The sequence below is a fragment of the Streptomyces albireticuli genome (assembly GCF_021228125.1).
GTDB classification, from domain to species: domain Bacteria; phylum Actinomycetota; class Actinomycetes; order Streptomycetales; family Streptomycetaceae; genus Streptomyces; species Streptomyces albireticuli.
The window spans coordinates 25,113-49,979 of the sequence record NZ_JAJQQS010000006.1 but is presented as its reverse complement, the minus strand read 5'-3'; the positions used below and the strand labels follow the sequence as shown (position 1 = coordinate 49,979).

Annotated in this window: 29 protein-coding genes; 23 read left to right on the top strand and 6 right to left on the bottom strand. The window is 72.8% G+C overall.

Features of this window, described 5'->3' with window-relative positions; all coding sequences use genetic code 11:
* Positions 1-85: 85 nt before the first annotated feature.
* The 7 genes from LUZ64_RS13190 to LUZ64_RS13165 all read left to right on the top strand — a co-directional run bounded on the left by LUZ64_RS13190 (position 86) and on the right by LUZ64_RS13165 (position 5,145).
* A complete protein-coding gene (locus tag LUZ64_RS13190) occupies positions 86-361 on the top strand; it encodes a MoaD/ThiS family protein (protein WP_087930501.1) in 276 nt (91 codons plus the stop codon).
* Between the two features lie 10 nt (positions 362-371).
* A complete protein-coding gene (locus tag LUZ64_RS13185; protein ID WP_211304899.1) occupies positions 372-2,150 on the top strand; it encodes a hypothetical protein in 1,779 nt (592 codons plus the stop codon).
* Positions 2,151-2,274: 124 nt separating this feature from the next.
* On the top strand, positions 2,275-2,985 hold the full coding sequence (locus tag LUZ64_RS13180) for an LmeA family phospholipid-binding protein (protein ID WP_095578443.1): 711 nt from the start codon (positions 2,275-2,277) through the stop codon (positions 2,983-2,985).
* 249 nt (positions 2,986-3,234) lie between these two features.
* Positions 3,235-3,315 (top strand): putative leader peptide, encoded by an 81-nt coding sequence (locus tag LUZ64_RS37725; protein WP_356454418.1) that lies wholly within the window; start codon positions 3,235-3,237, stop codon positions 3,313-3,315.
* 216 nt (positions 3,316-3,531) lie between these two features.
* Entirely contained in the window at positions 3,532-4,377 is an 846-nt protein-coding gene (locus LUZ64_RS13175) for a sulfurtransferase (RefSeq protein WP_095578444.1), read from the top strand.
* Positions 4,378-4,418: 41 nt separating this feature from the next.
* Positions 4,419-4,706 (top strand): DUF1416 domain-containing protein, encoded by a 288-nt coding sequence (locus tag LUZ64_RS13170; protein ID WP_095578445.1) that lies wholly within the window; start codon positions 4,419-4,421, stop codon positions 4,704-4,706.
* Between the two features lie 166 nt (positions 4,707-4,872).
* Entirely contained in the window at positions 4,873-5,145 is a 273-nt protein-coding gene (locus LUZ64_RS13165) for a DUF3099 domain-containing protein (protein WP_095578446.1), read from the top strand.
* A gap of 79 nt (positions 5,146-5,224) precedes the next feature.
* Here the strand turns inward: LUZ64_RS13165 and LUZ64_RS13160 are convergent, their stop codons facing one another.
* On the bottom strand, positions 5,225-5,593 hold the full coding sequence (locus LUZ64_RS13160; RefSeq protein ID WP_095578447.1) for a DsrE family protein: 369 nt from the start codon (positions 5,591-5,593) through the stop codon (positions 5,225-5,227).
* Positions 5,594-5,864: 271 nt separating this feature from the next.
* Between LUZ64_RS13160 and LUZ64_RS13155 the strand changes: the two genes are divergently transcribed.
* From LUZ64_RS13155 to ygfZ, 6 genes are all read left to right on the top strand, one after another.
* Positions 5,865-6,467, top strand: coding sequence for a heme-binding beta-barrel domain-containing protein (locus LUZ64_RS13155; RefSeq protein WP_087926856.1), 603 nt, complete (start codon positions 5,865-5,867; stop codon positions 6,465-6,467).
* A gap of 274 nt (positions 6,468-6,741) precedes the next feature.
* Positions 6,742-7,833, top strand: coding sequence for a FecCD family ABC transporter permease (locus tag LUZ64_RS13150; protein WP_095578448.1), 1,092 nt, complete (start codon positions 6,742-6,744; stop codon positions 7,831-7,833).
* Positions 7,834-7,835: 2 nt separating this feature from the next.
* The gene (locus LUZ64_RS13145; protein ID WP_095578449.1) at positions 7,836-8,609 is read left to right on the top strand and encodes an ABC transporter ATP-binding protein; all 774 of its coding nucleotides are present in this window, start codon (positions 7,836-7,838) and stop codon (positions 8,607-8,609) included.
* 10 nt (positions 8,610-8,619) lie between these two features.
* Positions 8,620-9,663, top strand: a complete 1,044-nt coding sequence (locus LUZ64_RS13140; protein WP_095578450.1) for an ABC transporter substrate-binding protein — start codon at positions 8,620-8,622, stop codon at positions 9,661-9,663.
* Positions 9,664-9,682: 19 nt separating this feature from the next.
* Positions 9,683-10,120 carry a Fur family transcriptional regulator gene (locus LUZ64_RS13135; RefSeq protein WP_095578451.1) on the top strand — a complete coding sequence of 146 codons (438 nt, stop codon included), beginning with the start codon at positions 9,683-9,685 and terminating at the stop codon, positions 10,118-10,120.
* A gap of 10 nt (positions 10,121-10,130) precedes the next feature.
* A complete protein-coding gene (gene ygfZ / locus LUZ64_RS13130; RefSeq protein ID WP_095578452.1) occupies positions 10,131-11,114 on the top strand; it encodes a CAF17-like 4Fe-4S cluster assembly/insertion protein YgfZ in 984 nt (327 codons plus the stop codon).
* Between the two features lie 106 nt (positions 11,115-11,220).
* Here ygfZ and dtd read toward each other — a convergent pair whose 3' ends face one another.
* Positions 11,221-11,646: a D-aminoacyl-tRNA deacylase gene (dtd, locus tag LUZ64_RS13125; RefSeq protein ID WP_095578457.1), complete on the bottom strand. Its 426-nt coding sequence runs from the start codon at positions 11,644-11,646 to the stop codon at positions 11,221-11,223.
* Positions 11,647-11,794: 148 nt separating this feature from the next.
* On the opposite strand from dtd, the gene LUZ64_RS13120 reads away from it, so the two are divergent.
* From LUZ64_RS13120 to LUZ64_RS13100, 5 genes are all read left to right on the top strand, one after another.
* Complete coding sequence (locus tag LUZ64_RS13120; RefSeq protein WP_232390484.1) at positions 11,795-12,385, top strand: RsiG family protein; 591 nt, start codon at positions 11,795-11,797, stop codon at positions 12,383-12,385.
* 54 nt (positions 12,386-12,439) lie between these two features.
* Positions 12,440-13,423: an asparaginase gene (locus LUZ64_RS13115; RefSeq protein ID WP_095578454.1), complete on the top strand. Its 984-nt coding sequence runs from the start codon at positions 12,440-12,442 to the stop codon at positions 13,421-13,423.
* A 320-nt stretch (positions 13,424-13,743) separates the two neighbouring features.
* Positions 13,744-15,006: a GNAT family N-acetyltransferase gene (locus LUZ64_RS13110; protein ID WP_095578455.1), complete on the top strand. Its 1,263-nt coding sequence runs from the start codon at positions 13,744-13,746 to the stop codon at positions 15,004-15,006.
* Between the two features lie 222 nt (positions 15,007-15,228).
* Complete coding sequence (locus LUZ64_RS13105; protein ID WP_095578456.1) at positions 15,229-15,822, top strand: NADPH-dependent FMN reductase; 594 nt, start codon at positions 15,229-15,231, stop codon at positions 15,820-15,822.
* A gap of 288 nt (positions 15,823-16,110) precedes the next feature.
* Positions 16,111-16,455 carry a winged helix-turn-helix transcriptional regulator gene (locus LUZ64_RS13100; protein WP_232390485.1) on the top strand — a complete coding sequence of 115 codons (345 nt, stop codon included), beginning with the start codon at positions 16,111-16,113 and terminating at the stop codon, positions 16,453-16,455.
* A gap of 600 nt (positions 16,456-17,055) precedes the next feature.
* On the opposite strand, the gene LUZ64_RS13095 is transcribed toward LUZ64_RS13100, so the two are convergent.
* From LUZ64_RS13095 to LUZ64_RS13085, 3 genes are all read right to left on the bottom strand, one after another.
* A complete protein-coding gene (locus LUZ64_RS13095; RefSeq protein WP_095580028.1) occupies positions 17,056-17,820 on the bottom strand; it encodes a MerR family transcriptional regulator in 765 nt (254 codons plus the stop codon).
* Positions 17,821-17,917: 97 nt separating this feature from the next.
* Entirely contained in the window at positions 17,918-18,382 is a 465-nt protein-coding gene (locus LUZ64_RS13090; RefSeq protein ID WP_095580026.1) for an SRPBCC family protein, read from the bottom strand.
* A complete protein-coding gene (locus LUZ64_RS13085; protein ID WP_095580024.1) occupies positions 18,370-19,266 on the bottom strand; it encodes an RNA polymerase sigma-70 factor in 897 nt (298 codons plus the stop codon). Before LUZ64_RS13085 ends, LUZ64_RS13090 begins: the two co-directional genes overlap by 13 nt.
* A 515-nt stretch (positions 19,267-19,781) precedes the next feature.
* Between LUZ64_RS13085 and LUZ64_RS13080 the strand changes: the two genes are divergently transcribed.
* The 4 genes from LUZ64_RS13080 (at position 19,782) to LUZ64_RS13065 (ending at position 22,609) form a co-directional block, all read left to right on the top strand.
* Positions 19,782-21,005, top strand: coding sequence for a cytochrome P450 (locus LUZ64_RS13080; RefSeq protein ID WP_095580022.1), 1,224 nt, complete (start codon positions 19,782-19,784; stop codon positions 21,003-21,005).
* A 118-nt stretch (positions 21,006-21,123) separates the two neighbouring features.
* A complete protein-coding gene (locus LUZ64_RS13075) occupies positions 21,124-21,501 on the top strand; it encodes a helix-turn-helix domain-containing protein (protein WP_087926872.1) in 378 nt (125 codons plus the stop codon).
* Positions 21,502-21,518: 17 nt separating this feature from the next.
* Positions 21,519-22,127 (top strand): prolipoprotein diacylglyceryl transferase, encoded by a 609-nt coding sequence (locus tag LUZ64_RS13070; RefSeq protein WP_095580020.1) that lies wholly within the window; start codon positions 21,519-21,521, stop codon positions 22,125-22,127.
* A gap of 140 nt (positions 22,128-22,267) precedes the next feature.
* Positions 22,268-22,609, top strand: coding sequence for a DUF2516 family protein (locus LUZ64_RS13065; RefSeq protein ID WP_087930503.1), 342 nt, complete (start codon positions 22,268-22,270; stop codon positions 22,607-22,609).
* 153 nt (positions 22,610-22,762) lie between these two features.
* Here the strand turns inward: LUZ64_RS13065 and LUZ64_RS13060 are convergent, their stop codons facing one another.
* Complete coding sequence (locus LUZ64_RS13060; protein ID WP_095580018.1) at positions 22,763-24,073, bottom strand: PP2C family protein-serine/threonine phosphatase; 1,311 nt, start codon at positions 24,071-24,073, stop codon at positions 22,763-22,765.
* Positions 24,074-24,240: 167 nt separating this feature from the next.
* Here LUZ64_RS13060 and LUZ64_RS13055 point away from each other — a divergent pair, with 167 nt between their 5' ends.
* Complete coding sequence (locus LUZ64_RS13055; protein WP_095580034.1) at positions 24,241-24,768, top strand: O-acetyl-ADP-ribose deacetylase; 528 nt, start codon at positions 24,241-24,243, stop codon at positions 24,766-24,768.
* Positions 24,769-24,867 lie beyond the last annotated feature (99 nt).

The window sequence follows — 24,867 nt, the reverse complement described above, 5'->3', positions numbered from 1 at the left end:
TCATGGGAGGCGCAGATGAAGGAAAGGGGTCGCCGTGGCGACGACACAACCGGCACATCCGGTGAAACCGGCCCTGCCGGGAGAGCTGCCGAGGCAGCCCGGACCGGCGGGCACGATCCGGTACTGGGCCGCGGCGAAGGCCGCCGCGGGCACGGCCGAGGAGGGCTACGCGGCGCACACGCTCGCCGAGGCGCTCGACGCGGCCCGGCGGCGGCACGCGGAGCGGCCCGAGTTCGCCCGGGTGCTGCTGCGCTGCTCCTTCCTCGTGGACGGCGACCCGGTCGGCACGCGCGACCACACGACGGTCCAACTGGCCGAGGGCGGCACCGTCGAGGTGCTCCCGCCCTTCGCAGGAGGGTGACCCCGGCACCATGAGTGAGCAGCCGCACAACACGTACGAGCCGCGTGAGCCGTACGACCCCTACCGCCGTCAGGGCGGCGAGGGCTACGACCAGCAGGACCAGCACGGACAGCACGGACAGCAGCAGCACCGGCAGTACGAGCCGCCGCGCGCCCCGGCCGGCTACGACGCGTACGACCCGTACGGCCGGCAGCCCCAGGCGCCGCAGCAGCAGGCGTACGACCCGTACGGCAACGGAAACGGGCAGGGGCTCGGTCAGCAGCACGACCAGCCGCACGCGCGGCACCAGCCGCACGCCCAGCAGCCCCAGGGCCCGGCCTCGTGGCCGACGACCCAGGGCGGCGCCGGACAGGACTACGCGTCGCAGCAGGACCCCGTGACGCAGACCTGGCAGACACAGACCTGGGACACCCAGACCTGGCAGCGGCCCGCCGAGACGACCGCCCCGGCGCCCGCACCCGCCCCGGCGGCCGGGACCGGGACCGGCTACGGCACCCCGCCGTGGCACGGCGGCGCGCTGCCGGAGGAGGTCCCGGACGACCGGTCCGCGCCGGGCGGGCGCGGCGGTCACCACACCGGCCACCGCACCGGTGACACGGGCGGCGCGGGCGCCACGGGCCCGTACGCGGCCGACGGCGGCCACGGCTACCCGGCGGCGGCCTACGACGGCGCCTTCGGCGGCGCGCCCGTCGGTGGCCCGAACCCCGGCGGCCCGAACGGCGGCGGCGCGCACGGCGCGTCGCACGGCGGGCTCCACGGCGCGCACGGCGCCTCGCACGGAGACTCCTTCGACAGCTCCTACGCCCACGCCGCGGGCCGGCAGGGGACCGACGGCGGCCGGAACGGCGTCACCGGACAGGGCGCACAGGCCGGACAGGGCGCACAGACCGGGCAGGGCGGACACGCGGGCCAGGACGGCCCGGACGGCTCCGGCTGGCCGGCCGGGACGGGCGGGCACCGGCTGCCCGCCCAGTCCCCCGAGGCCGCCGGCGGCCCGGAGGCCGACGGGCCGGCGGCCGCCCCGGAGCGGCCGCTGACCGCCGCCGAGAAGGCGAAGGCCGAGGGCCGTCCGCAGATCCTGTCGCCGGGCCTCAAGCCCGCGCTGCTGACGTCGGCGCTCGCGGCGCTGCTCGCGGTGGCCGCGCCGCTGGGGGAGTTCGCGCTGGCGGTGCCGGTGGTGCTGCTCCAGGCGGTCACCGCGGCGGGCTGGTTCCGGCTCAACGGCATGTGGCCGGCCCGGCAGGGCATCGCCCTGGCGTTCCTGAGCGGCGTGGCGGCGGACATCGGTCTGCTGGCCACCGACGCCGACCAGGCGCCGACGGTGCTCATCGGCACCCTCGGGGTGTGGCTGCTGCTGGTGATCGTGCTCCAGCTGCGCAGCCACGCGGGGGCCGACGAGCGCCTCTACGGGCTCACGGCGGCGGCCGCCTCGACGGCCGTCACGGTCGTCGCGGCCGGGCACCTGGCCTCCGCGTCGGACGCGGTCGTGGTGGGCGCGGCGGGTGTCGCGGTGGCGGCGCTGGCGCGCGCGCTGCCGCTGCCGTCGATGGCCTCCCCGGTCGTCGCGCTGATCGCGGCGGCGGGTTCCGGCGTGGCCACGGGCCAGCTGACGGGCGTGGGCGCCTCCGCGGCGCTGCTCGCCCTGGCGGCGGGCGTCTGCGCGCTGGTCGGCCTGCGGGTGGCGAGCTACGACTACCCGTCCCGCTTCGTGCACATGACGGCGGGCGTCGCGCTCCCGCTGGCCGCGGCGGCTCCGGCGGTCTATGTGATCGGCCGCGCGCTCACGTAAGCCCCGTAAGGGCGGGGTAGGGCGGGGTCGTCCGATCATGCTCTCGTCGTTCTTCCCCCGGGTCCGGTTAGGCTCACTGCACTAGCAGGGGCCTGACCCAGACCCGGGGGAGCGAGAGAATTCGATGCGCGCGATACGGACAACCCTGATCGTCCTGGTGGTTCTGGGGGCGCTCTTCGTCGCCGCCGACCGGATCGCCGTGTACTTCGCGGAGGACCAGGCGGCCGAGAAGATCCGCAGCAGTCAGGGGCTCTCGGGCACACCGAAGGTCTCCATCAAGGGCTTCCCCTTCCTGACCCAGATAGCGAGCTCCAGCCTCGACGAGGTCGAGGTGAAGCTGGACGACGCCGTCACGGCGAGCGCCGGCCGTGAGTCGATAAAGGTCTCGGGCTTCGACGCCACGCTGCACGGCGTGCGGATCGACAGCAGCTTCAGCTCCGCCGTCGCCGACCGGGCCTCGGGCACCGCCCGCATCTCCTACGCCGACCTCACCAAGGCCGCCGCCGACCCCGGCGTGACCATCGGCTACGGCGGCACCGACGCGGCGGGCAAGAGCCAGGTGAAGGTGACCGGCAAGGTCCTGGTCATGGGCCAGACCGTCGAGCGCAGCGTGAACTCCACGGTGAGCGTGCAGGGCGGCAACACCGTCCGGGTGCGGGCCGACGAGGTCCCGGCCGAGGGCGTCCCGGGCCTGGAGCAGGCCGTCCGCCAGAAGATCGACATCGACCGGCAGCTGAACGGCCTGCCCAAGGGCATCACGCTGGACAAGGTCGTCCCCACCCCGGACGGCATCGAGATCACCCTGGCCGGCAGCAAGGTCAACCTGGCCGGCTGAGGCCGCGGCGGGCCCGGCGGAGCCCCGGCGGAAACGCCGACCGAAACGCCGGCGGAACCGGGCTCGTCCATTCGGCGAGACGGGTATGTCCGTACGACAGACCGCTTGTCGTCCGGCCGTCTCCGGGCGGCCGGAATCCGCTCCCCAGCGCCCCCTTCACGTCACACGGGTCCCACGATCCGGAAGATCCTGTCTCAGTATTCGACATACCGGTGACACGCGCGTCCGTCCGTCCCTACGATCGGACGCATGAAGCGACAGGCGGACCTCACGAAGCGGCGGGCAGTCGACCTGTGCCGCGTCGCCGCCATGCTCTGTCGCCGTGTCTGACCGGGGCGCACGCCCCCGGCGGACCGCCGCCTTCCCGTCGGCCCGCCGGACCACGCCGGTCCCGTCGGCCACCTCAGGCCCGCCGGTTCCCGCAGGCGCCGGCCCCACGCTCCTTCCCCTCGGCCCCGCCGAGGCCCTCCCACACCACTCGCTGCGCGGCGCCGCGCGCTCGTACGCGCCCGCGCACACCCCGCAACTGCCCCGGAGGAGAACAGCATGAGCCGTAGTGACGTCCTGGTGGACGCCGACTGGGTCCAGGCCCGCATCGACGCCGCCGACCCGAAGACCGTCATCGTCGAGGTCGACGAGGACACCTCGGCCTACGACAAGAACCACATCAGGACCGCCGTCCGGATCGACTGGAAGACCGACCTCCAGGACCCGGTGCGCCGTGACTTCGTCGACCAGGAGGGCTTCGAGAAGCTCCTCTCCGCGAAGGGCATCGCCAACGACGACACGGTCGTCCTCTACGGCGGCAACAACAACTGGTTCGCGGCGTACGCCTACTGGTACTTCAAGCTCTACGGGCACCAGGACGTCAAGCTCCTCGACGGCGGCCGCAAGAAGTGGGAGCTGGACTCCCGCGACCTCGTCGCCGAGGTCCCGCGCCGCGAGGCCACCGCGTACAAGGCGAAGCCCCAGGACGGCTCGATCCGCGCGTTCCGCGACGACGTCATCGCCGCCATCGGCTCGCTCAACCTCGTCGACGTCCGCTCCCCCGACGAGTTCAGCGGCAAGCTGCTCGCCCCGGCGCACCTCCCCCAGGAGCAGTCGCAGCGCCCCGGCCACGTGCCGAGCGCCCGCAACATCCCCTGGTCCAAGTCGGCCAACGACGACGGCACCTTCAAGTCGGACGACGAGCTGAAGTCGCTCTACGAGGCGGCCGGCGTGGACCTGGCCAAGGACACCATCGCCTACTGCCGCATCGGCGAGCGCTCCGCGCACACCTGGTTCGTCCTGCACGAGCTGCTCGGCCAGCGGAACGTCCGCAACTACGACGGCTCGTGGACCGAGTACGGCTCGCTGGTCGGCGTGCCGATCGAGCTCGGCGCCGACGGCTGACCCCCTCCTCCCCTCCCCGCCCGACTTCCCTAAGGATCACTATGTGTGGAGCAAAGGCCGGCGGCCCCGACGCCCAGGCCGCCAAGCCCGGTGAGACCACCATCCAGGGTTCCGTGACCCGCGACGGCGAGCCCGTCACCGGTTACGTACGCCTGCTGGACTCGCAGGGCGAGTTCACCGCCGAGGTGCCCACCTCCGCGACCGGGCAGTTCCGCTTCTACGCCGCCGAGGGCCGGTGGACGCTGCGGGCGCTCGTGCCCGGCGGCACCGCCGACCGTACGGTCGTCGCGGAGAAGGGCGGCCTGGCCGAGGTGGCCATCGCCGTCTGACACGGCCGCCGGACTCCCCTCCGGCGCACCGTGAGGACCGCCGTCCCGCCGTCCCCGAGGCGGTGGGACGGTCATGACGGGCCGGAGGGCCGCACCCCGGGGTTGGACGCCTTGAACGGGGGCGCGGCCCTTCGCGCCGCCCTCCCCCCGGTCGTACCGTGGAGGCATGTACGCCCGGCGGCGCCACCTCTACTTCGCCATGATGGGCGGCTGCATCGGCCTCTTCGTCCTGGCGTGGGCCGTCGTGCGGCTGTGGTCGGTGCCCGCCGCGGTGGCGATGTGCCTGGTCGCCATGGTGATCCCGCCCGTGGCGGCGATCATGGCCAACCGCAGGGGCCCGGACGACCGCTGGTGGGACGACCCCTCCGGCGACCCCAAGTCGGACGAGTGGTGGGACGAGCTGGACGGCAAGCGCCGGCCCGAGTCCCGCGACCCGTAGCCGGCGCGGCCCGTGAACGGGCGGGCGGATCAGGCCCGTGAACCAGTGGGGCGATCAGGCCCGTGGACGAGCGGGGCGATCAGTAGACGAGCGCCTGCACGCCGTCCGCCATGATCTCGCTGACGAACACCTGAGCGCCGGCGATCCGCGCGCCCTCGATCAGGTCCTTCTCCTCGATGTCCCGGCGCGCGGCGCACTGCGTGCACACCGTGATCATCCCGCCGCCGACCCGGATCCCCTCGATCAGCTCGGGCAGCGGCGCCGCGTGCGGCAGCGCGAACTCCGCGGCCCTCCCCGGCAGCGCGAACCAGGACGACTCACCGGTCAGCCACAGCGACACCTCGACGCCGCTCGCCACGGCGACCGCGGCCACCGTGAACGCCTGCGAGCACCGCTCGGGCGCGTCCGCCCCGGCCGTCACCTTGATCACGAGCTTCTTGTACGCCATGCGCTCACTGTAGGGCCCGGCCGGAGGCGCGGCCCGGGACGATCGACCTCACAGCGCCACTCCGGACACGTCCGACTAGACTCGGCAGCGGTCCGTACACCCTCACTCCGACCGAGGAGCGCGCTCGTGCTTGAGGCAGTCTTCACCTCCCTGCTGGTCCTGGTCGTCGTCGGCGTTCTCGCGTTCGCCGGGCTGACCTGGAAGAAGCTGTACCAGGGCCAGCGCTGACCCCCGTCGTTGTCCGTCCTCCCACAGATCGTCTGAGCACCCAATGATCGAGATTCCGTCCGACCTCCACCCGGACCTCGTGCCCCTGGTCTTCCTCCTCGGCAAGTGGGAGGGCGCGGGCGTCGCCGACTTCCCGGGTGCCGAGAAGTGCAACTTCGGCCAGGAGGTCGTCTTCAGCCACGACGGCCGTGACTTCCTGGAGTACACGTCGCACAGCTGGGTGCTCGACGCCGACGGCAAGATGGGCCGCCCGCTGGAGAGCGAGAGCGGTTACTGGCGCATCGACAAGGACCGCAAGGTCGAGATCGTCATGGTCCGCGACCAGGGCGTCGCCGAGGTCTGGTACGGCGAGCTGGCCGACCAGAAGCCGCAGATCGACCTGGCGACGGACGCCGTCGCCCGGACCGAGGCCTCCGGCCCGTACACCGGCGGCAAGCGCCTGTACGGCTACGTCAAGGGCGACCTGATGTGGGTCGGCGAGAAGGCCACCCCCGAGGTGCCGCTGCGCCCCTACATGTCCGCGCACCTGAAGAAGGTCGCCGACCAGGCCTCCCTGGAGGAGTGGGCGAAGAACCTGCCGGAGGACATGCCCGACGGCGTGGCCTTCTTCAACCAGGACGGCACGCCGTACAACCCCAACGCCTGACGTCGCGCCCCTCCGGCACGACAGCACCACCCGAGAGCACCGCTCTCACCGCGCCCCGTGGGGGAAGTCCGGTCGAAGTCCGGCGCTGACCCGCAACGGTAGGCGGCACACCCGTGCCGCGAGCCCGATCACCCACGGCGGCGTGCGCTCCCCGCACAACTCGCCGTGGACTGCGAGGGGATCACCCGGGCGCCCACCGCCCCGGGCCGTTCCTCGGTACGTACGCCCGTACGTACGCAGCGGAGCCACGGCCCGAGGCGAAGGCGTACCGCCCGTGGCGATCCCCGAGCAGGCCACCGTCCCCCGGACCACCGGCGGGCCCCCGCCGCCCAGACGGCTGCCCGTGCCGCCGCTGGCCGGCGCGCTGGCCGCGGCGCTCCTCGTCTCCCTCGTCTGCGGGGTGGGCCTCGGCGCCGCCGGGGTGACCTGGGGCGAGACCCTGCGCTATCTGCGGGCGGGGCTGACCGGCGGGAGCATCGCGCCGGACGAGGTCGCCGCCTACACCATCGTCTGGGAGCTGCGCTTCCCGCGCGCCCTGCTGGCCGCCGTCGTCGGCGCCGGTCTCTCCGCGATCGGCGTGGCCGTGCAGGCCATGGTCCGCAACGCGCTCGCCGACCCCTTCGTCCTCGGCATCTCCTCCGGCGCCGCCGTCGGCGCCAACGCCGTGCTGCTGTTCGGCGCGCTGGGCTCGCTGGGCGTCTGGGCGCTGTCCGGCGCCGCCTTCGCCTCGGCGCTCGCCGCCATGCTGCTCGTCTATCTGGCGGCCCGCACCCCGCACGGGCTGACCCCGCTGCGGCTGGTGCTGACCGGGTCCGCCATGTACTACGGCTTCTCCGCGATCACCACCCTGATGGTCTTCAGCGCCGAGCGCGGCGAGTCCGCCCGCTCGGCCATGATGTGGCTGCTCGGCAGCCTCGGCGGCGCCACCTGGTCGTCCGTGCCGATCGCGGCCGGCGCCGTGCTGGCCGGGACCGGCTATCTGCTGTGGACGGCGCGCGGCCTCAACGCGCTGGCCATGGGCGACGAGACGGCCGCCGCGCTCGGTGTGGACGCCGACCGGCTGCGCCGGAAGCTGTTCGTGGTCGCGGCGGCCGTCACCGGCGCCGTCGTCGCCGTCAGCGGGGCGATCGGCTTCGTCGGCCTGATGGTCCCGCACGTCACCCGCATGCTCGTCGGCGCCGACCACCGCAGGGTGCTGACCGTGGCGCCGCTGCTGGGCGCCGTGCTGCTGGTGTGGGTCGACATCGTCTCCCGGCTGCTGCTGGCCCCCGTCGAACTGCCCGTCGGGGTCATCACGGCCCTCATCGGCGTGCCGTGCTTCGTGCTGCTGATGCGCCGCCGCGGCTATGTCTTCGGGGGTGCGTGAGCGTGCGGGTGGACATCGAGGGCCTCGCGGTCGAGATCGCGGGCGCCCGGCTGGTGGAGGACATCGCGCTGCGGGCGGAGAGCGGGCGGTTCGTCGGCCTGGTCGGGCCCAACGGCAGCGGCAAGTCGACGCTGCTGCGCTGCGTCTACCGCGCCCTGCGGCCGGCCGCGGGCAGCGTCCGGCTGGACGGCGACGACCTGCACGCGCTCGGCGCCCGGGAGGGCGCGCGCAGGCTGGCCGCGCTCCCCCAGGAGTCGACGAGCGAGTTCGACTTCACCGCCGCCGAGGTCGTCGCCATGGGCCGGCTGCCGCACCAGAGCGCCGCCGGCCGGGTCACGGACCAGGACAGGGAGATCTGCGCGGCGGCCCTGGGCCGGGTCGGCGGCGCCCACCTCGCCGACCGGAGCTTCCCGACCCTGTCGGGCGGCGAGAAGCAGCGCGTGCTGATCGCCCGCGCGCTGGCCCAGCAGCCGAAGGTGCTCGTCCTCGACGAACCCACCAACCACCTGGACATCGCCCAGCAGCTGGAGGTCCTCTCGCTGGTGCGCGACGCCGGGCTGACCGTCCTCGCCGCGCTGCACGACCTCAACCTGGCCGCCACCCACTGCGACGCCCTGTACGTCATCGCGGGCGGCCGCATCGTGGCGTCCGGCCCGCCGGACGCCGTGCTGACCACCGAGCTGCTCGCCGACGTCTTCGGCGTACGGGCGCTCCGTGTGCCGCACCCCGAGACCGGTGCCCCGCACCTGCTCTTCGACCGCCTCCCCGCCTCCTAAGGACCCCGCCATGGCCGCCGCCCGCGCCGCCCGTACCGCCCTCACCCTCCTCACCGCCCTGGCCCTCGCCGGGTGCGGGGCCGAGGTCGCGGAGACCGACACGAAGGACACCGCCAAGGACGCGGCCGAGGGCGCGAAGTCCTCGGGGCACTACCCCGTGACCATCGAGAACTGCGGCGTGAAGACGACGTTCGACAAGGCGCCGCGGCGGGTGGTGACCAACGACGTCGGCATCGCCGAGATCATGTTCGCGCTGGGCCTGGAGGACCACATGGCGGGCTACGTGGCGCCCGACTACAAGGGCGACCGCGAGTCCGTGGCGTGGAAGGACGGCTACAAGAAGGTGAAGTGGCTGTCCAAGAAGGAGATCACCAAGGAGATCGTCCTCGACGCCAAGGCCGACCTGGTCTTCGCCGGCTGGAACTACGGCTTCGGCGAGGGCAACAACTTCACCCCCGCCGGCCTGAAGAAGCTCGGCATCGGCTCGTACGTCCTCACCGAGTCCTGCCGCAACAACGGCAACGCCACCTCCCGCGGGGTGATGCCGCCGCTGGAGGCGCTCTACACCGACCTGGAGACGCTGGGGAAGGTCTTCGACGTCGAGGACCGGGCGAAGAAGCTCGTCGACGGCTTCAAGAAGCAGGTCGCCGACGCCCAGGCGCGCATCCCGGAAGGCAGGAAGCCCACCGTCTTCCTCTACGACGACGGCCGCGACAAGCCGCTGACCTCCGGCGCCTTCGCCGGACCGCACGACATCATCACCAAGGCCGGCGGCGACCACGTGATGAAGGACCTCAAGGACTCCTGGACCTCCATCAGCTGGGAGACCGTCGTCGAGCGCGACCCCGACGTCATCGTCATCAACAACTACGGGGACGTCACCGCGCGGCAGAAGAAGGACTTCCTGAAGTCCTACGCGCCGCTGGCCGGGGTCTCCGCGGTCAAGAACGACCGGATCTTCGTGCTCGACTACGTCGACCTCGTCGAGAGCCCCCGCAATCCGGCCGCGATCGCCGCACTCGCCGCGTATCTGAAGGGAGTACGCGAGCAGTGACGCTGCCTAGACTGGGGGCGTGGTCGACAGCGACTGGCAGAGCAATCTCCGTAAGCGCGGATACCGGCTAACCCCGCAGCGCCAGCTGGTCCTGGAGGCGGTGGACCGGCTGGAGCACGCGACGCCGGACGACATCCTCACCGAGGTCCGCAGGACCGCGGGCGGGGTCAACATCTCCACCGTCTACCGGACCCTGGAGCTCCTGGAGGAGCTGGGCCTGGTCAGCCACGCCCACCTCGGGCACGGCGCCCCGACCTATCACCTCGCCGACCGGCACCACCACATACACCTCGTCTGCCGGGACTGCACGGGCGTGATCGAGGCGGACCTGGCGGTGGCCGGTCCGTTCACCGAGCGGCTGCGCGAGACCTTCGGCTTCGACACGGACATGAAGCACTTCGCGATCTTCGGCCGGTGCGCGGACTGCTCCGCGAAGGCGGCCGCGGACGAGTCGTAGGCTTGTCCGTATGCTGCGTCAATCGAAAGCCAGCCCGCTGCTGTCGCTGCCCGGCGCCGTCGCCGCCGAGGCCCCGGACGAAGGTGTCGCCGCGCACTACGGCGATCTCTTCCGCGAGCAGCGCGCCCTCGCCGGCGGGTCCGGTTTCGTCGACCTCTCGCACCGCGGGGTGGTCACCGTCACCGGCCCCGACCGGCTGAGCTGGCTGCACCTCCTCATCACCCAGCACGTGAGCGCGCTGCCGCCCGGGCAGGCCACGGAGGCGCTGATCCTCTCGGCCAACGGCCACATCGAGCACGCGCTGTACCTGGTGGACGACGGGACCACGACCTGGGCGCACGTCGAGCCCGGCACCGAGGGCGAGCTGATCGCCTACCTGGAGAGCATGAAGTTCTTCTACCAGGTGGAGGTCGCCGACCGGACGGCCGACCTCGCCGTGGTGCACCTGCCGGCGGGCTCGATCGCCGAGGTGCCGGACGGGGTGACCGTGCGCGAGACGCCGCACGGCCGCGACCTGTTCCTGCCGCGCGCGGAGCTGGCGGACTTCGCCGCCGCGCACGGCCCGGCGGCGGGCGTCCTGGCCTACGAGGCGCTGCGCGTCGAGGCGCACCGGCCGCGGGTGGGCCGGGAGACCGACCACCGCACGATCCCGCACGAGCTGGGCTGGCTCGGCACGGCCGTCCACCTCCAGAAGGGCTGCTACCGCGGCCAGGAGACCGTCGCCCGCGTCCACAACCTGGGGAAGCCGCCGCGCCGCCTGGTCTTCCTGCACCTGGACGGCAGCGAGGTGACCCTGCCGGGCCACGGCGCCCCGGTCCGCCTGGCCTCGGACGGCCCGGAGGGCCGCCAGCTGGGCTTCGTGACGACGTCGGCCCGCCACCACGAGCTGGGACCGGTGGCCCTGGCCCTGGTGAAGCGGAACGTCCCGGTGGACGCGGCCCTGCTGGTGGGCGAGGCGACCGCGGCGTCGCAGGAGGTCGTGGTCGAGCCGTAGCCGGTGGGTCCGGGGCCCGGACCGGGTGCGGGTGGGGTGCGGGTGGGGTGGTCCCCCCACCGCGCCCTGAACCGCGGCGGCCCGGACCGGCGGCTCAGACGGCGGCTCAGACCTCGATCAGCACCGTGAACGGGCCGTTGTTCGTCAGCGACACCTTCATGTCCGCCCCGAACCGGCCCGTCTCGACCAGCGCGCCGAGCGCCCGCAGCTCCGCGACGACCGCGTCGACCAACGGCTCCGCCACGGCGCCGGGCGCCGCCGCGTTCCACGTGGGCCGGCGCCCCTTACGGGCGTCACCGTAGAGAGTGAACTGGGAGATCACCAGCAGCGGCGCCCCCACATCCGAACAGGACTTCTCGTCCTCAAGAATCCGTACGGACCACAGCTTCCGGGCGAGCTGCGCGGCCTTCTCCGCGGTGTCCTCATGCGTCACTCCGACAAGGACGCAGAGCCCTTGTCCGATGATCTCGCCTACCGTCTCGCCGTCGACGACGACGGCCGCCCCGTCCACCCTCTGCACCACTGCACGCATACGGACCATGATGCCCTGCGTCCATCCAGGGCCGTTCGGGTGCCGAGACCCTGCGCCCGCGCCTCACAGAGTGGCACGATGCGTGCAGGCGGTGCTTTATGCGGGCAACGTGACCCGGGACCCCACCGCCCGAGGGGATCGGAAACGCATGACCACACCCATTGAGGACGGCCCCATGCTCAAGGCAGCCGACGGCCTGCACCCCCGGCCGCCGAGTCAGCGCTCCGGCCGGCTGGCGGACGTTCCCGGGCGCGGGCTGGGCGAGCTGCGCCTCACGGAGCTCCGCGCGCTGCGCAAGGAGGCCCAGCGGGACGAGGCGGACCTGAGCTATGTGCGGCGGCTGCTCCAGGGCCGGATCGACATCCTGCGGGCGGAGCTGGCGCGGCGGGCCTCGCCGGACGCGCCGGTGATGGCCCGGCTGGTGGTCGAGCGGCTGTCGGAGATCCTCGCCGACGATCCGTCCCCCCAGCGCTCCTCCGCCCGCCATGTGACGCTGGGGACGCCGCACAGCGAGGAGTACCGGCGGCTGGCCGAGGACACGCTCTCCGAGGTGGAGCTGTCGGACCTCGGCGCCCGTACGGACCACGAGCTGCACGACGGGATGCGGCGCCTCGGCGCGTACGAACGGCAGGTCTCGGTGCGCCGCCAGACCCTCCAGCGGACGGCGGACGATTGCAGCGCGGAGATCGCCCGCAGGTACCGTGAAGGGGAAGCACAAGTAGACGACCTCCTCGCGTGATCCACCGGTGATCCGCCGGGGGCGGTCCGCACCACCTCCCCCGGAAGGCCGACGATGACCTCCTCGACCCCTGCCGCCCCCGCGGCCACGGACACCCCCATACCCCCGGTCCTCGCCGAGGTCGTGCGCTCCGGCTTCGTCGAGGGCCACCACCGCGGCTCGCTGGTGGTGCTGGCGGCGGACGGCTCCGTGGAGCTCGCCCTGGGTGACGTGGCCGGCCCGGTCTACCCCCGCTCGGCGAACAAGCCGATGCAGGCGGCGGCCGTGCTGCGGGCCGGTCTGGAGCTGTCCGGGGAACGGCTCGCCCTGGCGGCCGCCAGTCACTCCGGAGAAACGTTCCACCTGGACCTGGTGCGGAAGATGCTCGCCGAGCTCGGCGTCGCCGAGGCCGACCTCCGGACGCCGCCGGACCTGCCGTACGACCCGCAGGAGGCGGAGCACTACCTGGCGGCGGGCCACGTCCGCGACCGGGTCACGATGAACTGCTCCGGCAAGCACGCGGCAATGATCGCGGCCTGCGCCCGCAACGGCTGGCCGGTGGAGAGCTACCTCGCCCCCGAGCACCCGCTCCAGCAGCTGACGCTCCGGGTCGTGGAGGAGGCGAGCGGCGAGCGCGTCGGCCACGTCGGTACGGACGGCTGCGGCGCGCCCCTGATGGCGATCTCCCTGACGGGTCTGGCGCGCGCCTTCCGCGGCTTCGTCCTGGCGGAGCCGGGCACGCCGGAGCGCCGGGTCGCGGACGCCATGCGGGCCCACCCGGAGTACGTGGCGGGCACGCGCCGCCCCGACACCTGGCTGATGCGCGAGGTGCCGGGCGTCCTGTCGAAGATGGGCGCCGAGGCCGTGCAGGCCGTGGCCCTGCCGGACGGCCGGGCACTGGCCTTCAAGATCGACGACGGTGCGATGCGGGCCACGGGGCCGGTGCTGGCGCGCGGTCTGGAGCTGCTGGGCGTCGAGTCGCCGGTCGTCGCGCGGATCGCAGAGACGCCGCTGCTGGGCGGTGGGGAGCGGGTGGGGGAGATCAGGGCGGCTTTCTGAGCTTTCTGAGCTTCCTGAGCGTTCTGAGGGCCGGCGCCCGGGGGTGGCCGGTGCCTTGCCGTGGGCCGGGTGCCGGGGCCTCCGGGGGTGTCCCGGAATCGGATATTTACGGGCGGGAGCCGCTCCCGTCACAGGTGCCCCGAACCGTCGCCGCCCGCAAATATCCGGCGGCATTCCGGGACACCCCCTGCGGCCCCGTCACCCTCCGTCCGGCCCTCCGGAGCCTTTCCGGCGCCTTCTCCGGTGCCCCCTCCTCCGCCCCTCCGCCCCCCCCGAAAAATCCTGTGGGATCTCCGCACGTCGCCCCCTAGCGTGCTCGCATGAGCCTCGAAGTGCGTACCCTCACCGAACTCGACCTCCCCGACTGGATCCGCGCCCTGCACACCGGGTTCCTCCGCTCCCCCGCCGTGAGCAAGGAGGAGGTCGAGTCCCGCCGCACCCTGATGTCGGCCGCCGAAGGCGCCTTCGACTCCGATCGGACCCAAGGGGCGTTCGACGCCGGGCGCTGCGTGGCCACGTTCCGCAGCTTCGTCCAGCGGCTCACGGTTCCCGGGGGCACCGCCGTCGCCGCGAACGCGATCAGCAACGTCACCGTCTCGCCGACGCACCGCAGGCGCGGTCTGCTCAGCCGCATGATGGACACCGACGCGCGGGCCGCCAAGGAGCGCGGGGACGTGGTGTCGACGCTCATAGCCGCCGAGTACCCGATCTACGGGCGCTACGGCTTCGGCCCGGCCACCTGGGCCACCGAGTGGGAGGTGGACACCGCCCGCGCCGGGCTCGACCCGCGCTACGCCGGCCCCTCGGACGGCGGGCGGGTGGACCTCGCCGGCCCCGCCGAGGTCCGCGAACACGGCCCCGGGCTGCACGAGCGGCTGCGGGCGGCCCGGCACGGGGTGATCGACCGCACGGAGCGCTGGTGGCTGCGGAACACGGGCGCCCTGGCGGTGGACGACCGGCCGTGGCAGGAGCCGTTCTACGCGCTGTACCGGTCGCCGGGGGGCACGGTGGACGGCCTGCTGGCCTACACCGCGGACGACCGCTGGGAGGCCAAGGTCCCGCAGGGCGTCGTCCAGGTCCTGGAACTCACCGCGGTCTCCCCGGCGGCCGAACGGGCCCTGTGGCACTTCCTGCTGTCGACGGACCTGGTGGCCAGGGTCCGTACGGGGCTCCGCGCCCCGGACGACGTCCTGCCGCTGCTGCTGCCCGACCCGCGCGCGGCCCGGACGGTCACCCACGCCGACTACCTGTGGGTGCGCCCGCTGGACGTGCCCGCGCTGCTGACGGCCCGTACGTACACGACGCCGGGTTCGCTGGTCCTCGAGGTCGCCGACCGCGCCGGGCTCGCGAACGGGCGGTTCCTGCTGGAGGCCGGGCCGGACGGCGCCACGTGCGTGCCGACGGCGCGCGGCGCGGAACTCTCCCTGGACGTGGCCGAGCTGGGCACACTGGCCCTCGGCGACGAGGCGGCCTCGCGGCTGGCCGTACTGGGCCGGGTGTCCGAGGAGCGGGCGGGCGCCCTCGCGGTCGCGGACGGGCTGCTGCGGACGGCGCGGCGGCCGTGGTGCCCGGACGTCTTCTGACACTGAATTACGCATTCCGCTTTGGGAGTCGGGGCCTTCGCGCGTGTGGCACGGCTTGATCCATCCGGTAATTACCGGACTTTGACGGGCAATTACGACTGATTAATTGTCTCGTCTTGACCTCGACCTGACTTGAGGTCGCACGATTTCATCAACGGTTCAACGGCCCGCCGACGAGGCGGAGCGCGGACCCGACCGCCGGAACTCCGAGAGAGGGACACCATGTCCGAGAACACGTACCGCCTCGCCGTCATCATCGGATCCACCCGCGACGGTCGCTTCGCCCCCACGGTGAAGAAGTGGCTCGACAAGCAGCTCGAACTGCGCGAGGACGTCGAGGTCGACGTGATCGACCTGGCCGACCACCCGCTGCCGCTGGCCCTCAGCAACGAGCCCGGCCCGGAGGCCGCCGCCCTGCTCGCCAAGGTGAGCCCGCGACTGGAGGCGGCCGACGCCTACATCGTCGTGACGCCGGAGTACAACCACAGCTACCCGGCCTCGCTGAAGAACCTCATCGACTGGCACTACACCCAGTGGCGCGCCAAGCCCGTCGCCTTCGTCTCCTACGGCGGCCTGGCCAGCGGCCTCCGCTCCGTCGAGCACCTGCGCCCGGTCTTCGCCGAGCTGCACGCGGTCACGATCCGCGACGCCGTCAGCTTCCACCTGCCCTGGGGCAAGTTCGACGACGAGGGCACGATCACGGACGAGGAAGGCGCGACGGCCGCGGCGGGCGCGGCGAAGGTCATGCTCGACCAGCTGGCCTGGTGGGCCCTGTCGCTGCGCGAGGCGCGGGCGGCGCGGCCGTACGGCGCCTGAGCCCTTCGCGGGCCCACCGCACCCCGCGGGCCGTGAACGCCCCATGAACTTCCTGCCATCGGCCATACCCCCGCTCGGGCCGGTGGCAGGAACGCGTTCCGGGGCGATTCAGCCCGTCCGGCGTTTGAGGACACCGCGCGTCAGCGCGGAAAGGGGGCCCGGGGGCTTGCCCCCGGTTCGGGAAGGGGCGGGTAGGGGACAAGGCCCCGCGCAGCGGCAACCCCACCCGCACTCACCCCCACCCCCTACCCTGAACCACCGGACACACCGGACCACCCAGGGGAACCCGTGAAGCACTACACCTGCGGCCTCGACGCCGCCATAGACGTCATAGACGGCAAGTGGAAAGTCCTCATCCTCTGGGCCCTCGGCGAATCCCCCCGCCGCTTCGGCGAGACCCGCCGCCTCCTCCCCGGCGTCAGCGAGAAGGTCCTCGCCCAGCAGCTCCGCGAGCTGGAAGCGGACGGCATCGTCCACCGCGAGGTCTACGACGTGGTTCCGCCGAAGGTGGAGTACTCCCTGACCGAGCACGGCCACGACCTCAACGCGGCACTCGCCCCGCTGGGCGCATGGGGCAAAGAACGCATCGCCATGCTCAAGGCGGAGGGCGGGACGAACGCGCCGGCTGCGTAAGGAGACCGGCCGGCAGGTCGCCGGGAGAGGGCCCACGTCACAACCGGCCGTCACTCCCCCCGGCCCCCACCCGATGCGACGGCGCCCGCCCAAGGCGCACGCCGCCCCCGGCAGCGCATCGCCCCCGACGAGCTCCACCCCACCCGGCATACGCGCCGAAGTCCGCGCGCCCGACGGCGATTTCACCCTCCCACCGGGCGCGCGTACCCCACGTTCCCACCCGGATACACGGTTCACCGGGAGCACGGCCCGCGCGCCGCGTCACGGTGCCGAAGCCGACCGAAGGCAACGGATCGGACGGGTCGTACGGGCCCGCCGAACCGGCAACCGGCCGCACCCACCCCCAGGCCGCTTGTATGACCCTGCGATGAATGATGACCGGTCGATCATTGCGCCGCCGGACGGCCGCCGTGCCCAGCCATACCCCCGCGTGGCTGGGACCGCCGACCGCCGACCGCCGTTCAGGCGAGGCGGGCACACCGTGTGCACCGTGTGTACCGGATGCACCGAACGAGCCGGGCGCCCCCCGATGCCCGGACACCCCGGACGAGTCACCGCCCGCCGGAGGTCTGCAGCCCCCCAGCGGCTTCTCACATCGGCTCAGCTCAGCCGCGCGTCGGCGTAGACGACCATCGCGTCACGCTGGTAAACGGCCAGCCCATCCGCGATCTTGTCGAAATTCGCCCGCATCCGCGGGTCGTCGACATAGGTCTGCCCCAGCCCCTTGTACCCGGCCGCGTTCGGCGTCCAGAACCGGCGAACCCCCTGGTAGTGGGCGTCCACTTCGGCCTGCACCGCCGGGTCGGCGACCGGCGTGCCGGCCACCATGAACTCCGCGAAGCGGACCATCTGCGCCGTCGTCTCCCGCTGCCACCGCTCCGAGTCCTCCGCGGTCATCGACCCGACGGCCTTCCGGGATTCCTCCCACGCCTCCGGCCAGCGCTCGCGCACCTCCGCGTCGTCCGCCTCGGCGGACTCGAAGCCCTCGAAGAGGTTCTCCGGCCTGTTGATCTTCGTCATGGCGTCGTCGCCCTTGCCTTCCTCCAGTTCGGCGATGGTGCGGCCGACCGTGCGGGTCAGCGTGTCCAGCCGGTTCCGCTCCGCCAGCAGCCGCTGGTGGTGCTCGCGGAGCACGGCCACCCGGTCGACCTGGCTGTCCAGGACCGCCTGGATCTCGCGCAGCCCCAGGTCCAGCTCCCGCATCAGCAGGATCTGCTGCAACCGCAGCAGATCGGCCTCCTCGTAGTAGCGGTGCCCGTTGCTCCCGATCCACGCCGGCGGCAGCAGACCGATCTCGTCGTAGTGCCGCAGGGTCCGGGACGTCACCCCGGACATCCGGGCCACGTCCGCGATCGACCAGGCCATCGTTTTGCCCCTCACATCGCCGGGCCGGTCTTTCCGGCCACAAGGAAGACCGTAGAAGTTGACGTCGCGGCAACCGCAAGCCGCAAATCGTGGGCCCTCAGACCCGCTTCCCGTCCGGGTGCCGGGACAGCGCGGCGTCAGCGGCGTCGAGGATGTTACGGAAGGTGCCGGTGATGATCGGCCGCGCGACACGCCGGGTGAGGAACGAGCCGACCAGCGGTACGGGGATCCCGGCGCGGGTGGTCCACACGACCCGGGTGCCGCCGTCGACCTCGGTGAACGTCATACGGCCGAGCTCGTGCCGGGCCGGCGGCACGCTGCGCTCGACGACGTACTCGGTGGAGTACGGCCGGTCGTAGCCGGTGATGCGCTCCCGGAACCAGCCGATCGTCCAGAGGTGGACGCGCACCGCGCCGACGCCGTAGGGCGCGGTCGCGCCGCGCCGGGTCAGCCGGCAGCGCAGCACCATGGGCGAGCGCGTGTAGTTGGTGGTCGTGGTCAGCCAGTCGAAGACCTCGTCGATCGGGGCGTCGATGACACGTTCGACGGTCATGGTTTCCACGGCGTTCGTCCTCCTCTGTCGAGTGGGCGCACCGCGTCGGCGCGGTGCAGCTTGTCCGGGTTGCGCATGCCGTACAGGCCGGTGACGCGTCCGTCCTGGATCTCGAACGCGAGCAGCCAGCCGGGCTCCCCGGCGGCGGGGAACCGGACCGCGGGCATGCCGTTGCAGGTGACGTGCTCGAAACGGTCCGTGGAGGTGCCGGCGCGGGTCACGCCGAGGACGAACCGGGCGACGTCGTCGCGCCCGCCGACCGGGCGGCGGACGGTGGACACCTTCCCGCCGCCGTCGGCGAACACCACGACATCGGGTGCCAGCAGGTCCATCAGCGCCTGGACCTCACCGGTCGCCGCCGCGCGCAGGAACCGGCGGACGACCTCCCGGGTGCCGGCGGTGTCGGGCTCGAAGCGGCGGCGGCGCGCGTGGACGTGCCGCCGTGCCCGGTGGGCGATCTGACGGACCGTGGGCTCGGCCTTGCCGACCGAGGCGGCGATCTCGCCGTGGGTGTAGCCGAACACGTCGTGCAGCACGAACACCGCGCGCTCGGTCGGGTTCAGCGTCTCCAGGACGAGCATCATCGCCATCGACACCGACTCGGCCAGGACGACGTCCTCGCTCACCCCGGGCGCGGTGCGGATCGGCTCGGGCAGCCACGTACCGACGTACTCCTCGCGCCGGGCCTTGGCCGCGCGCAGGTGGTTGAGGGCCTGCCGGGTCACGACGCGGACCAGATAGGCGCGCGGGTGCTCGACCTCGGCCGGATCGACCGCGCTCCACCGCAGATAGCTCTCCTGGAGCACGTCCTCGGCGTCGGAGGCGCTGCCCAGCATTTCGTAGGCGATGGTGAACAGCAGCGGACGGTGCTCGCTGAAGACGTCCTCGGTCACCCGGATCCCACCCTTCCCCTCCCCGGCGCGTCGGCCGGTGCGCGGTCCCGCACCCGGCTCCTCTCCCCGGACGCAACATCGAGACACCCGGGAACGGCGGACCGTGACATCCCTGGGCTGTGATTCAGTTCACAACACCCCCCACCGCGACTTCGCACGGCGCCCGCGGCGAGCGGGCCGGGTGGTGCCGAAGAGCACCGCGGCCCCGGCACCCGTCGTGCGACGGCCGGGTTCCGGCCTCCACGGAATTCTAGGGAAAATCGGGCATCCCCAGTCATACGGTCATCCTTGGTCTCCGAAAGAGTCGAGGTGGTCCGCCGGAGGCGCCGAGCCCGCACCCGCTCGCCGGCGAGGTCGTCGCGGGTGTGCCCACCGGCTCGGAGGACCACCCGCTCCCCGGCCGCACCGGCGCACCGCGTGCGCGGGCCGCCCGGCGATCACTTCACCGTCCTGTCCCAGCACGCCGACCCGATCTCAGCGAACCCGCACGACCGGCTGACGGAGGTACAGCTCACATGACGACCGTTCCCGATCTTCCCGACGCCACAGAGGCGCTGGAGCACTTCCCCTTCGACGACGGCCGCGGCATCGAGGTCAACGAGCGGTTCCGGGAGCTGCGGCAGCGCGAGGGGCTGCTCCGGGTGCGGCTCGCCTACGGTGAACCCACCTGGCTGGTCAGCCGCTACGCGGATGCCCGGCTGGTGCTGGGCGACGCGCGGTTCAGCCGCGCGATGTCGGTCGGCCGGGACTTCCCGCGTCAGGAAGAGGCGACGGAACTGGCCGGGCTGATCACCATGGACGCCCCCGAACACACCCGGCTGCGCTCGCTGTTGCTCAAGGCCCTCAGCAAATCCCGCATCGAAGCGCAGCGCCCGACGGTGCGCGCGACGGCCGGCGATCTGCTGTCGTCGGCGATGAACGCCGGGCCGGGCATGGACATCGTGGTGGACTACGCGCAGAAGATGAGCGTGCTGACCATCTGCGACCTGCTCGGCGTGCCGGTCTCGGACCGGGAGGTGTTCGAGTCGACCAGCGCGGCGCTGATGCCCGGCAGCGCCGTCGGCGCCGAGGACATGATGCGGCGGTTCGGTGCCCTGCGCACCTGCACCGAGCGGCTCATCGCCGAGCGTCGGGCCGCCCCCCGCGACGACCTGATGTCGGCGATGGTCCAGGCCCGGGACGAGGAGGACCGGCTCTCCGACACCGAGCTGATCGACCTGGTCGTCAGCATGCTGCTGGCCAGGTTCGAGGCGATCATCACCCAGATCCCGAACTGCGTCTACGTCCTCACGCGGGGCGACCGCGCGCTCTGGAACCGGCTGCGCGCGAACCCGGCCGAGCTGCCGGCGGCGGTCGAGGAGCTGCTGCGCAACAACGCCTCCGCCGGTGCCGGCCTGTTCGTCCGCTACGCGCGGGAGGACGTCAACGTCGGCGGCACGCTGGTGCGCGCGGGCGAAGCCCTCACCGTCGCCATCGAGTCGGCCAACCACGACCCGGCCCGGTTCGAGGACCCCGACGCGATCGACTTCACCCGGCAGGCCGGCGGACACCTCACCTTCGGTTACGGCGCGCACTACTGCGTCGGCGCCCAGCTCGGGCGCATCGACCTCCAGGAAGGACTGCGGGCGCTGCTCACCATGGCCCCGGAGCTGACCGTCCGCGACATCACGTGGAGGGAGCGGCCGCACATCCGGGGGCCGGAGGCGATGCGCGTGACCTGGCAGGGCGGCCCGGAGTGACCGCCACTACCCACCAGGGGCCCGCCGGCTTCCGGTGGGTAGGGGGACCATCGCGGCTCGGGAAACTTTTGCAAGCAGTCGCTTGCAAAAGTTAGCAACCTGGGGCAGCATCGTCCGCATGGCATCACTCAACGTCGGCAATCTCGGTGAGTACCTGCGGGAGCAGCGGCGCAACGCCCAGCTCACCCTGCGGCAGCTCGCCGACGCCGCCGGAGTGTCCAACCCGTATCTCAGCCAGATCGAGCGCGGCCTGCGCAAGCCGAGCGCCGAGATCCTCCAGCAGATCGCCAAGGCGCTGCGGATCTCCGCCGAGACCTTGTACGTGCAGGCCGGGATCCTCGACGAGCGGGACCGGGACGAGGCGGAGGTCCGCAGCGTGATCCTCGCCGACCCCTCGATCAACGAGCAGCAGAAGCAGGCGCTGCTCCAGATCTACGAGTCCTTCCGCAAGGAGAACGGGCTCGCGACGGACGACGACAGCAACCCTCCGAGCTGATCCGGGAGACCATCGCCATGGCCACCACCGAAGACATCCGCAAGGTCGCCACCGAGACCGCGTACGCCGCGGCCGGCGCCGCCGACCTCACCGCCGAGAAGATCGGCCAGCTTGTCGCCGAGGCCCCCGAGCGCTTCCAGCAGCTCAAGAACACCGACCCCAAGGCCGTGCAGGAGAAGGTGACCCAGCGGGCCAAGGAGGCCCAGGCCGCCGCGTCCGCGAAGTTCGCGGAGATCGTCGGCACCCTCGACACCGACTTCAAGAAGCTCGGCCAGACCGCGCAGGACCTGGCGCTCCAGGGCGTCGGACAGGCGGTCGGGGTCGCGGCCAAGGCCGGCGAGACCTACGAGAAGCTGGCCGAGCGCGGCCGCGTGGCCGTGCAGACCTGGCGCGGCGAGGTCGCCGAGGAGGTCACGGACATCGCCGTGGCCATCGAGCCGGACAGCGCCAAGCCCGCCGACGAGCAGGCCGGCACCGGCGCCCGGGCCGACGGCGACGCCGCGGCGACGCAGGAGGGCACGGCCGAGGCCGCCGCCGAGGACTCCAAGCCCGCCGCGCGGAAGACCACGGCGCGCAGGACCACCGCCAAGAAGGCCGACGACAAGGCGGGCGACGAGCAGCAGTAGGCCCCCGGGCGCGTTACCGGACCGGGAACATCCGGGCACATATCCTCTGCCCGGATCGTTCTCCCGGTACGGTGGCGGACGGACCGCCACCCGGCGCCCCGGCGGAGAACCGGCCAGAGCAAGAGCAAGAGGTGAGCGACGTGCTGGTAGAAGGCTTCAACGAGGTCATGTCCTGGGTGTCCGTCGGCCTGCTCGCCTTCGCCCTGTGCGCGTTCGTCAACGCCGCGGTCCACCGCGAGGACGCCTACCGGGCGGCGGACAAACAGTCCAAGGCCTTCTGGCTGATCATCCTCGGTGTCGCGGCCGCGGTGAACCTCTTCATGGGCGTCTTCGGCTTCCTGCCGATCCTCGGACTGATCGCCACGATCGTCTACGTGGTGGACGTCCGGCCCGCCCTCAAGCACGCCTCGGGCGGCCGCGGCCCGCGCCGCGGCGGCTCCAGCTCGGACGGCCCGTACGGCCCGTACAACGGCCGCCGGTGAGCCGCACTCAAGGGCCGGACGGGATGAAAATCAGCCCGTCCGGCGCTTGAGGACACCGCGCGTCAGCGCGGAACGGGGGCCCGGGGGCAGAGCCCCCGGATACGGGAAGGGGCGGGCCGGGGAAAAAGCCCCGCGCCGCGGCACCCCCACCGCTCACACCTGAAGGTGCGACAGCTCCGGCTCCGGCGCCTGCCCCTGCGCCGGAATCATCCGCACCGCACCCCCCTCGCCCCGGACGCCCCGGTCGAGCAGCAGCACCGCGAGATCGTCCGTGAGCTCCCCGCCGTTGAGCTCCTGGACCCGCGCCACCGCCGCCTCCAGCAGCGCCTCGCCCCGGAGCCCGTCCTTTACCTGACGGCTAATCAATTCGACCATGCCGTCCTGGCCGAGGCGCTCCGAACCGGCCCCGATCCTGCCCTCGATCAGGCCGTCCGTGTACATCATCAGACTCCAGCGGCCCCCGAGTTCGACCTGGGTGCGCGGCCAGCGGGCGCGCCGGAGCAGTCCGAGCGCCGGGCCGCCGTCCTCCTGCGGCAGCAGCCTCGGCGCCTGCCCAGGAAGGGCGAGCAGCGGGGCGGGATGCCCGGCCAGGCTCAGGCCGGCCCGCCGCCCGTCCGGTGAGATGTCGACGGCGCACAGCGTCGCGAAGGTCTCCTCGTCGGCCCGCTCGTGCTCCAGGACCTGCTGCAAGGTGGCGAGCAGCTCGTCACCGCAGAGCCCGGCGAAGGTCAAGGCCCGCCACGCTATGCGCAGTTCGACACCGAGCGCCGCCTCGTCGGGGCCGTGCCCGCTGACGTCGCCGATCATCGCGTGCACGGTGCCGTCGGGCGTGCGCACGGCGTCGTAGAAATCGCCGCCGAGCAGGGCGCGGCTGCGGCCCGGCCGGTAACGGGCGGCGAAGCGCAGGCCGGAGCCCGCCAGCAGCGGGGTCGGCAGCAGGCCGCGCTCCAGCCGGGCGTTCTCCTGGGCGCGCAGCCGGGACTCGGTGAGCTGCCGCTGGGTGAGGTCGGCGCGCTTGCGCGCGATGGCGTAGCGGATGGCACGGCCGAGCACGCGGCCGTCGAGCTCCTCGCGGAAGAGGTAGTCCTGCGCGCCGGCGCGCACCGCCTCGGCCGCGCGCTCGGCGTCGGCCTCCGCCGTCAGGGCGAGCACGGCGTGGCGCGGGGCGAGCCGCAGCACCTCGTGCAGGGCGGCCAGCTCTTCCGTGCCGTCGGCGGGCGGCGCGGTGAGGTCGAGGAGGATGCAGTCGACGTCGTCGGTGAGCAGCCGCTCCGCCTCGGTGAGGTTACGGGCCGTACGGACGCGGAAGGGCTTGCCCACGACGCCGCCCCCGGCCCCGGACATGTCGGTGATCTCCGGGACCGACAGCGGTCCGGCGGGATCACTCTCGATCACCAGGAGGGTCAGCCCGGCGTCGGGCGGGGTCGCGGAGGGCTCCGCGGGCCTCGGCGCGGGTACGGGCATGGTGGTGGTTTCCTTCCGTTCCCCCCGGGAGTGCGGACCCGCCGACCGGCGGGTACCGAACGCGACCATAGCGGCAGGCACGGTCGAACGGAATGGAACGAAGCCACTCGCCGCTGTCATATGCCCTAGCGGGAAATGCATTTGTGGTGGTCGGGGAGAATCACTCGATGACATACATCACGCTCGTCCGGGGCGACATCACAGAGCAGGCCGTCGACGCCGTAGTGAACGCGGCGAACAGCTCCCTGCTGGGCGGCGGCGGTGTCGACGGGGCGATCCACCGGCGGGGCGGCCCCGAGATCCTGGCCGCCTGCCGCGACCTGCGGGCCGGCCACTACGGGCGCGGTCTGGCGGCCGGCCGGGCCGTCGCCACGACCGCGGGCCGGCTGCCCGCCGACTGGGTGATCCACACGGTGGGCCCGGTCTTCTCGCCCGACGAGGACCGCTCCGCGACCCTCGCGTCCTGCTACCGGGAGTCGCTGCGGGTCGCGGACGAGCTGGGCGCGCGCACGGTCGCGTTCCCGGCGATCTCCACGGGCGTCTACCGCTGGCCGATGGCGGACGCGGCGCGGATCGCGATCCGGGCGGTCACGGAGGCGGCGGAGGAGACGGGCTCGGGCGTCACGGAGGTGCGCTTCGTCCTCTTCGACGCGGCGGCGTACGACGCCTTCGAGGCGGCGCTGCCGACGGGCTGATCCTCAGCCCGCCCGGCGATTGAGGCCCCCGCGCGTCAGCGCGGAACGGGGGCCCGGGGGCGTACGGGAAGGTGTGGGGAGGGAGCCGCCCGCAGGGCA

Bases quoted from the DNA above. Each gene is read 5' to 3' on its own strand.
- LUZ64_RS13080 (WP_095580022.1), top strand. From the start codon at position 19,782: ATGACGACCGTTCCCGATCTTCCCGACGCCACAGAGGCGCTGGAGCAC.
- LUZ64_RS13175 (WP_095578444.1), top strand. From the start codon at position 3,532: ATGAGCCGTAGTGACGTCCTGGTGGACGCCGACTGGGTCCAGGCCCGC.
- LUZ64_RS13070 (WP_095580020.1), top strand. From the start codon at position 21,519: ATGGCCACCACCGAAGACATCCGCAAGGTCGCCACCGAGACCGCGTAC.
- LUZ64_RS13155 (WP_087926856.1), top strand. From the start codon at position 5,865: ATGATCGAGATTCCGTCCGACCTCCACCCGGACCTCGTGCCCCTGGTC.
- dtd (WP_095578457.1), bottom strand. From the start codon at position 11,646: ATGCGTGCAGTGGTGCAGAGGGTGGACGGGGCGGCCGTCGTCGTCGAC.
- ygfZ (WP_095578452.1), top strand. From the start codon at position 10,131: ATGCTGCGTCAATCGAAAGCCAGCCCGCTGCTGTCGCTGCCCGGCGCC.
- LUZ64_RS13140 (WP_095578450.1), top strand. From the start codon at position 8,620: ATGGCCGCCGCCCGCGCCGCCCGTACCGCCCTCACCCTCCTCACCGCC.
- LUZ64_RS13120 (WP_232390484.1), top strand. From the start codon at position 11,795: ATGACCACACCCATTGAGGACGGCCCCATGCTCAAGGCAGCCGACGGC.
- LUZ64_RS13180 (WP_095578443.1), top strand. From the start codon at position 2,275: ATGCGCGCGATACGGACAACCCTGATCGTCCTGGTGGTTCTGGGGGCG.
- LUZ64_RS13115 (WP_095578454.1), top strand. From the start codon at position 12,440: ATGACCTCCTCGACCCCTGCCGCCCCCGCGGCCACGGACACCCCCATA.
- LUZ64_RS13075 (WP_087926872.1), top strand. From the start codon at position 21,124: ATGGCATCACTCAACGTCGGCAATCTCGGTGAGTACCTGCGGGAGCAG.
- LUZ64_RS13185 (WP_211304899.1), top strand. From the start codon at position 372: ATGAGTGAGCAGCCGCACAACACGTACGAGCCGCGTGAGCCGTACGAC.
- LUZ64_RS13110 (WP_095578455.1), top strand. From the start codon at position 13,744: ATGAGCCTCGAAGTGCGTACCCTCACCGAACTCGACCTCCCCGACTGG.
- LUZ64_RS13095 (WP_095580028.1), bottom strand. From the start codon at position 17,820: ATGGCCTGGTCGATCGCGGACGTGGCCCGGATGTCCGGGGTGACGTCC.
- LUZ64_RS13060 (WP_095580018.1), bottom strand. From the start codon at position 24,073: ATGCCCGTACCCGCGCCGAGGCCCGCGGAGCCCTCCGCGACCCCGCCC.
- LUZ64_RS13160 (WP_095578447.1), bottom strand. From the start codon at position 5,593: ATGGCGTACAAGAAGCTCGTGATCAAGGTGACGGCCGGGGCGGACGCG.
- LUZ64_RS13170 (WP_095578445.1), top strand. From the start codon at position 4,419: ATGTGTGGAGCAAAGGCCGGCGGCCCCGACGCCCAGGCCGCCAAGCCC.
- LUZ64_RS13105 (WP_095578456.1), top strand. From the start codon at position 15,229: ATGTCCGAGAACACGTACCGCCTCGCCGTCATCATCGGATCCACCCGC.
- LUZ64_RS13055 (WP_095580034.1), top strand. From the start codon at position 24,241: ATGACATACATCACGCTCGTCCGGGGCGACATCACAGAGCAGGCCGTC.
- LUZ64_RS13165 (WP_095578446.1), top strand. From the start codon at position 4,873: ATGTACGCCCGGCGGCGCCACCTCTACTTCGCCATGATGGGCGGCTGC.
- LUZ64_RS37725 (WP_356454418.1), top strand. From the start codon at position 3,235: ATGAAGCGACAGGCGGACCTCACGAAGCGGCGGGCAGTCGACCTGTGC.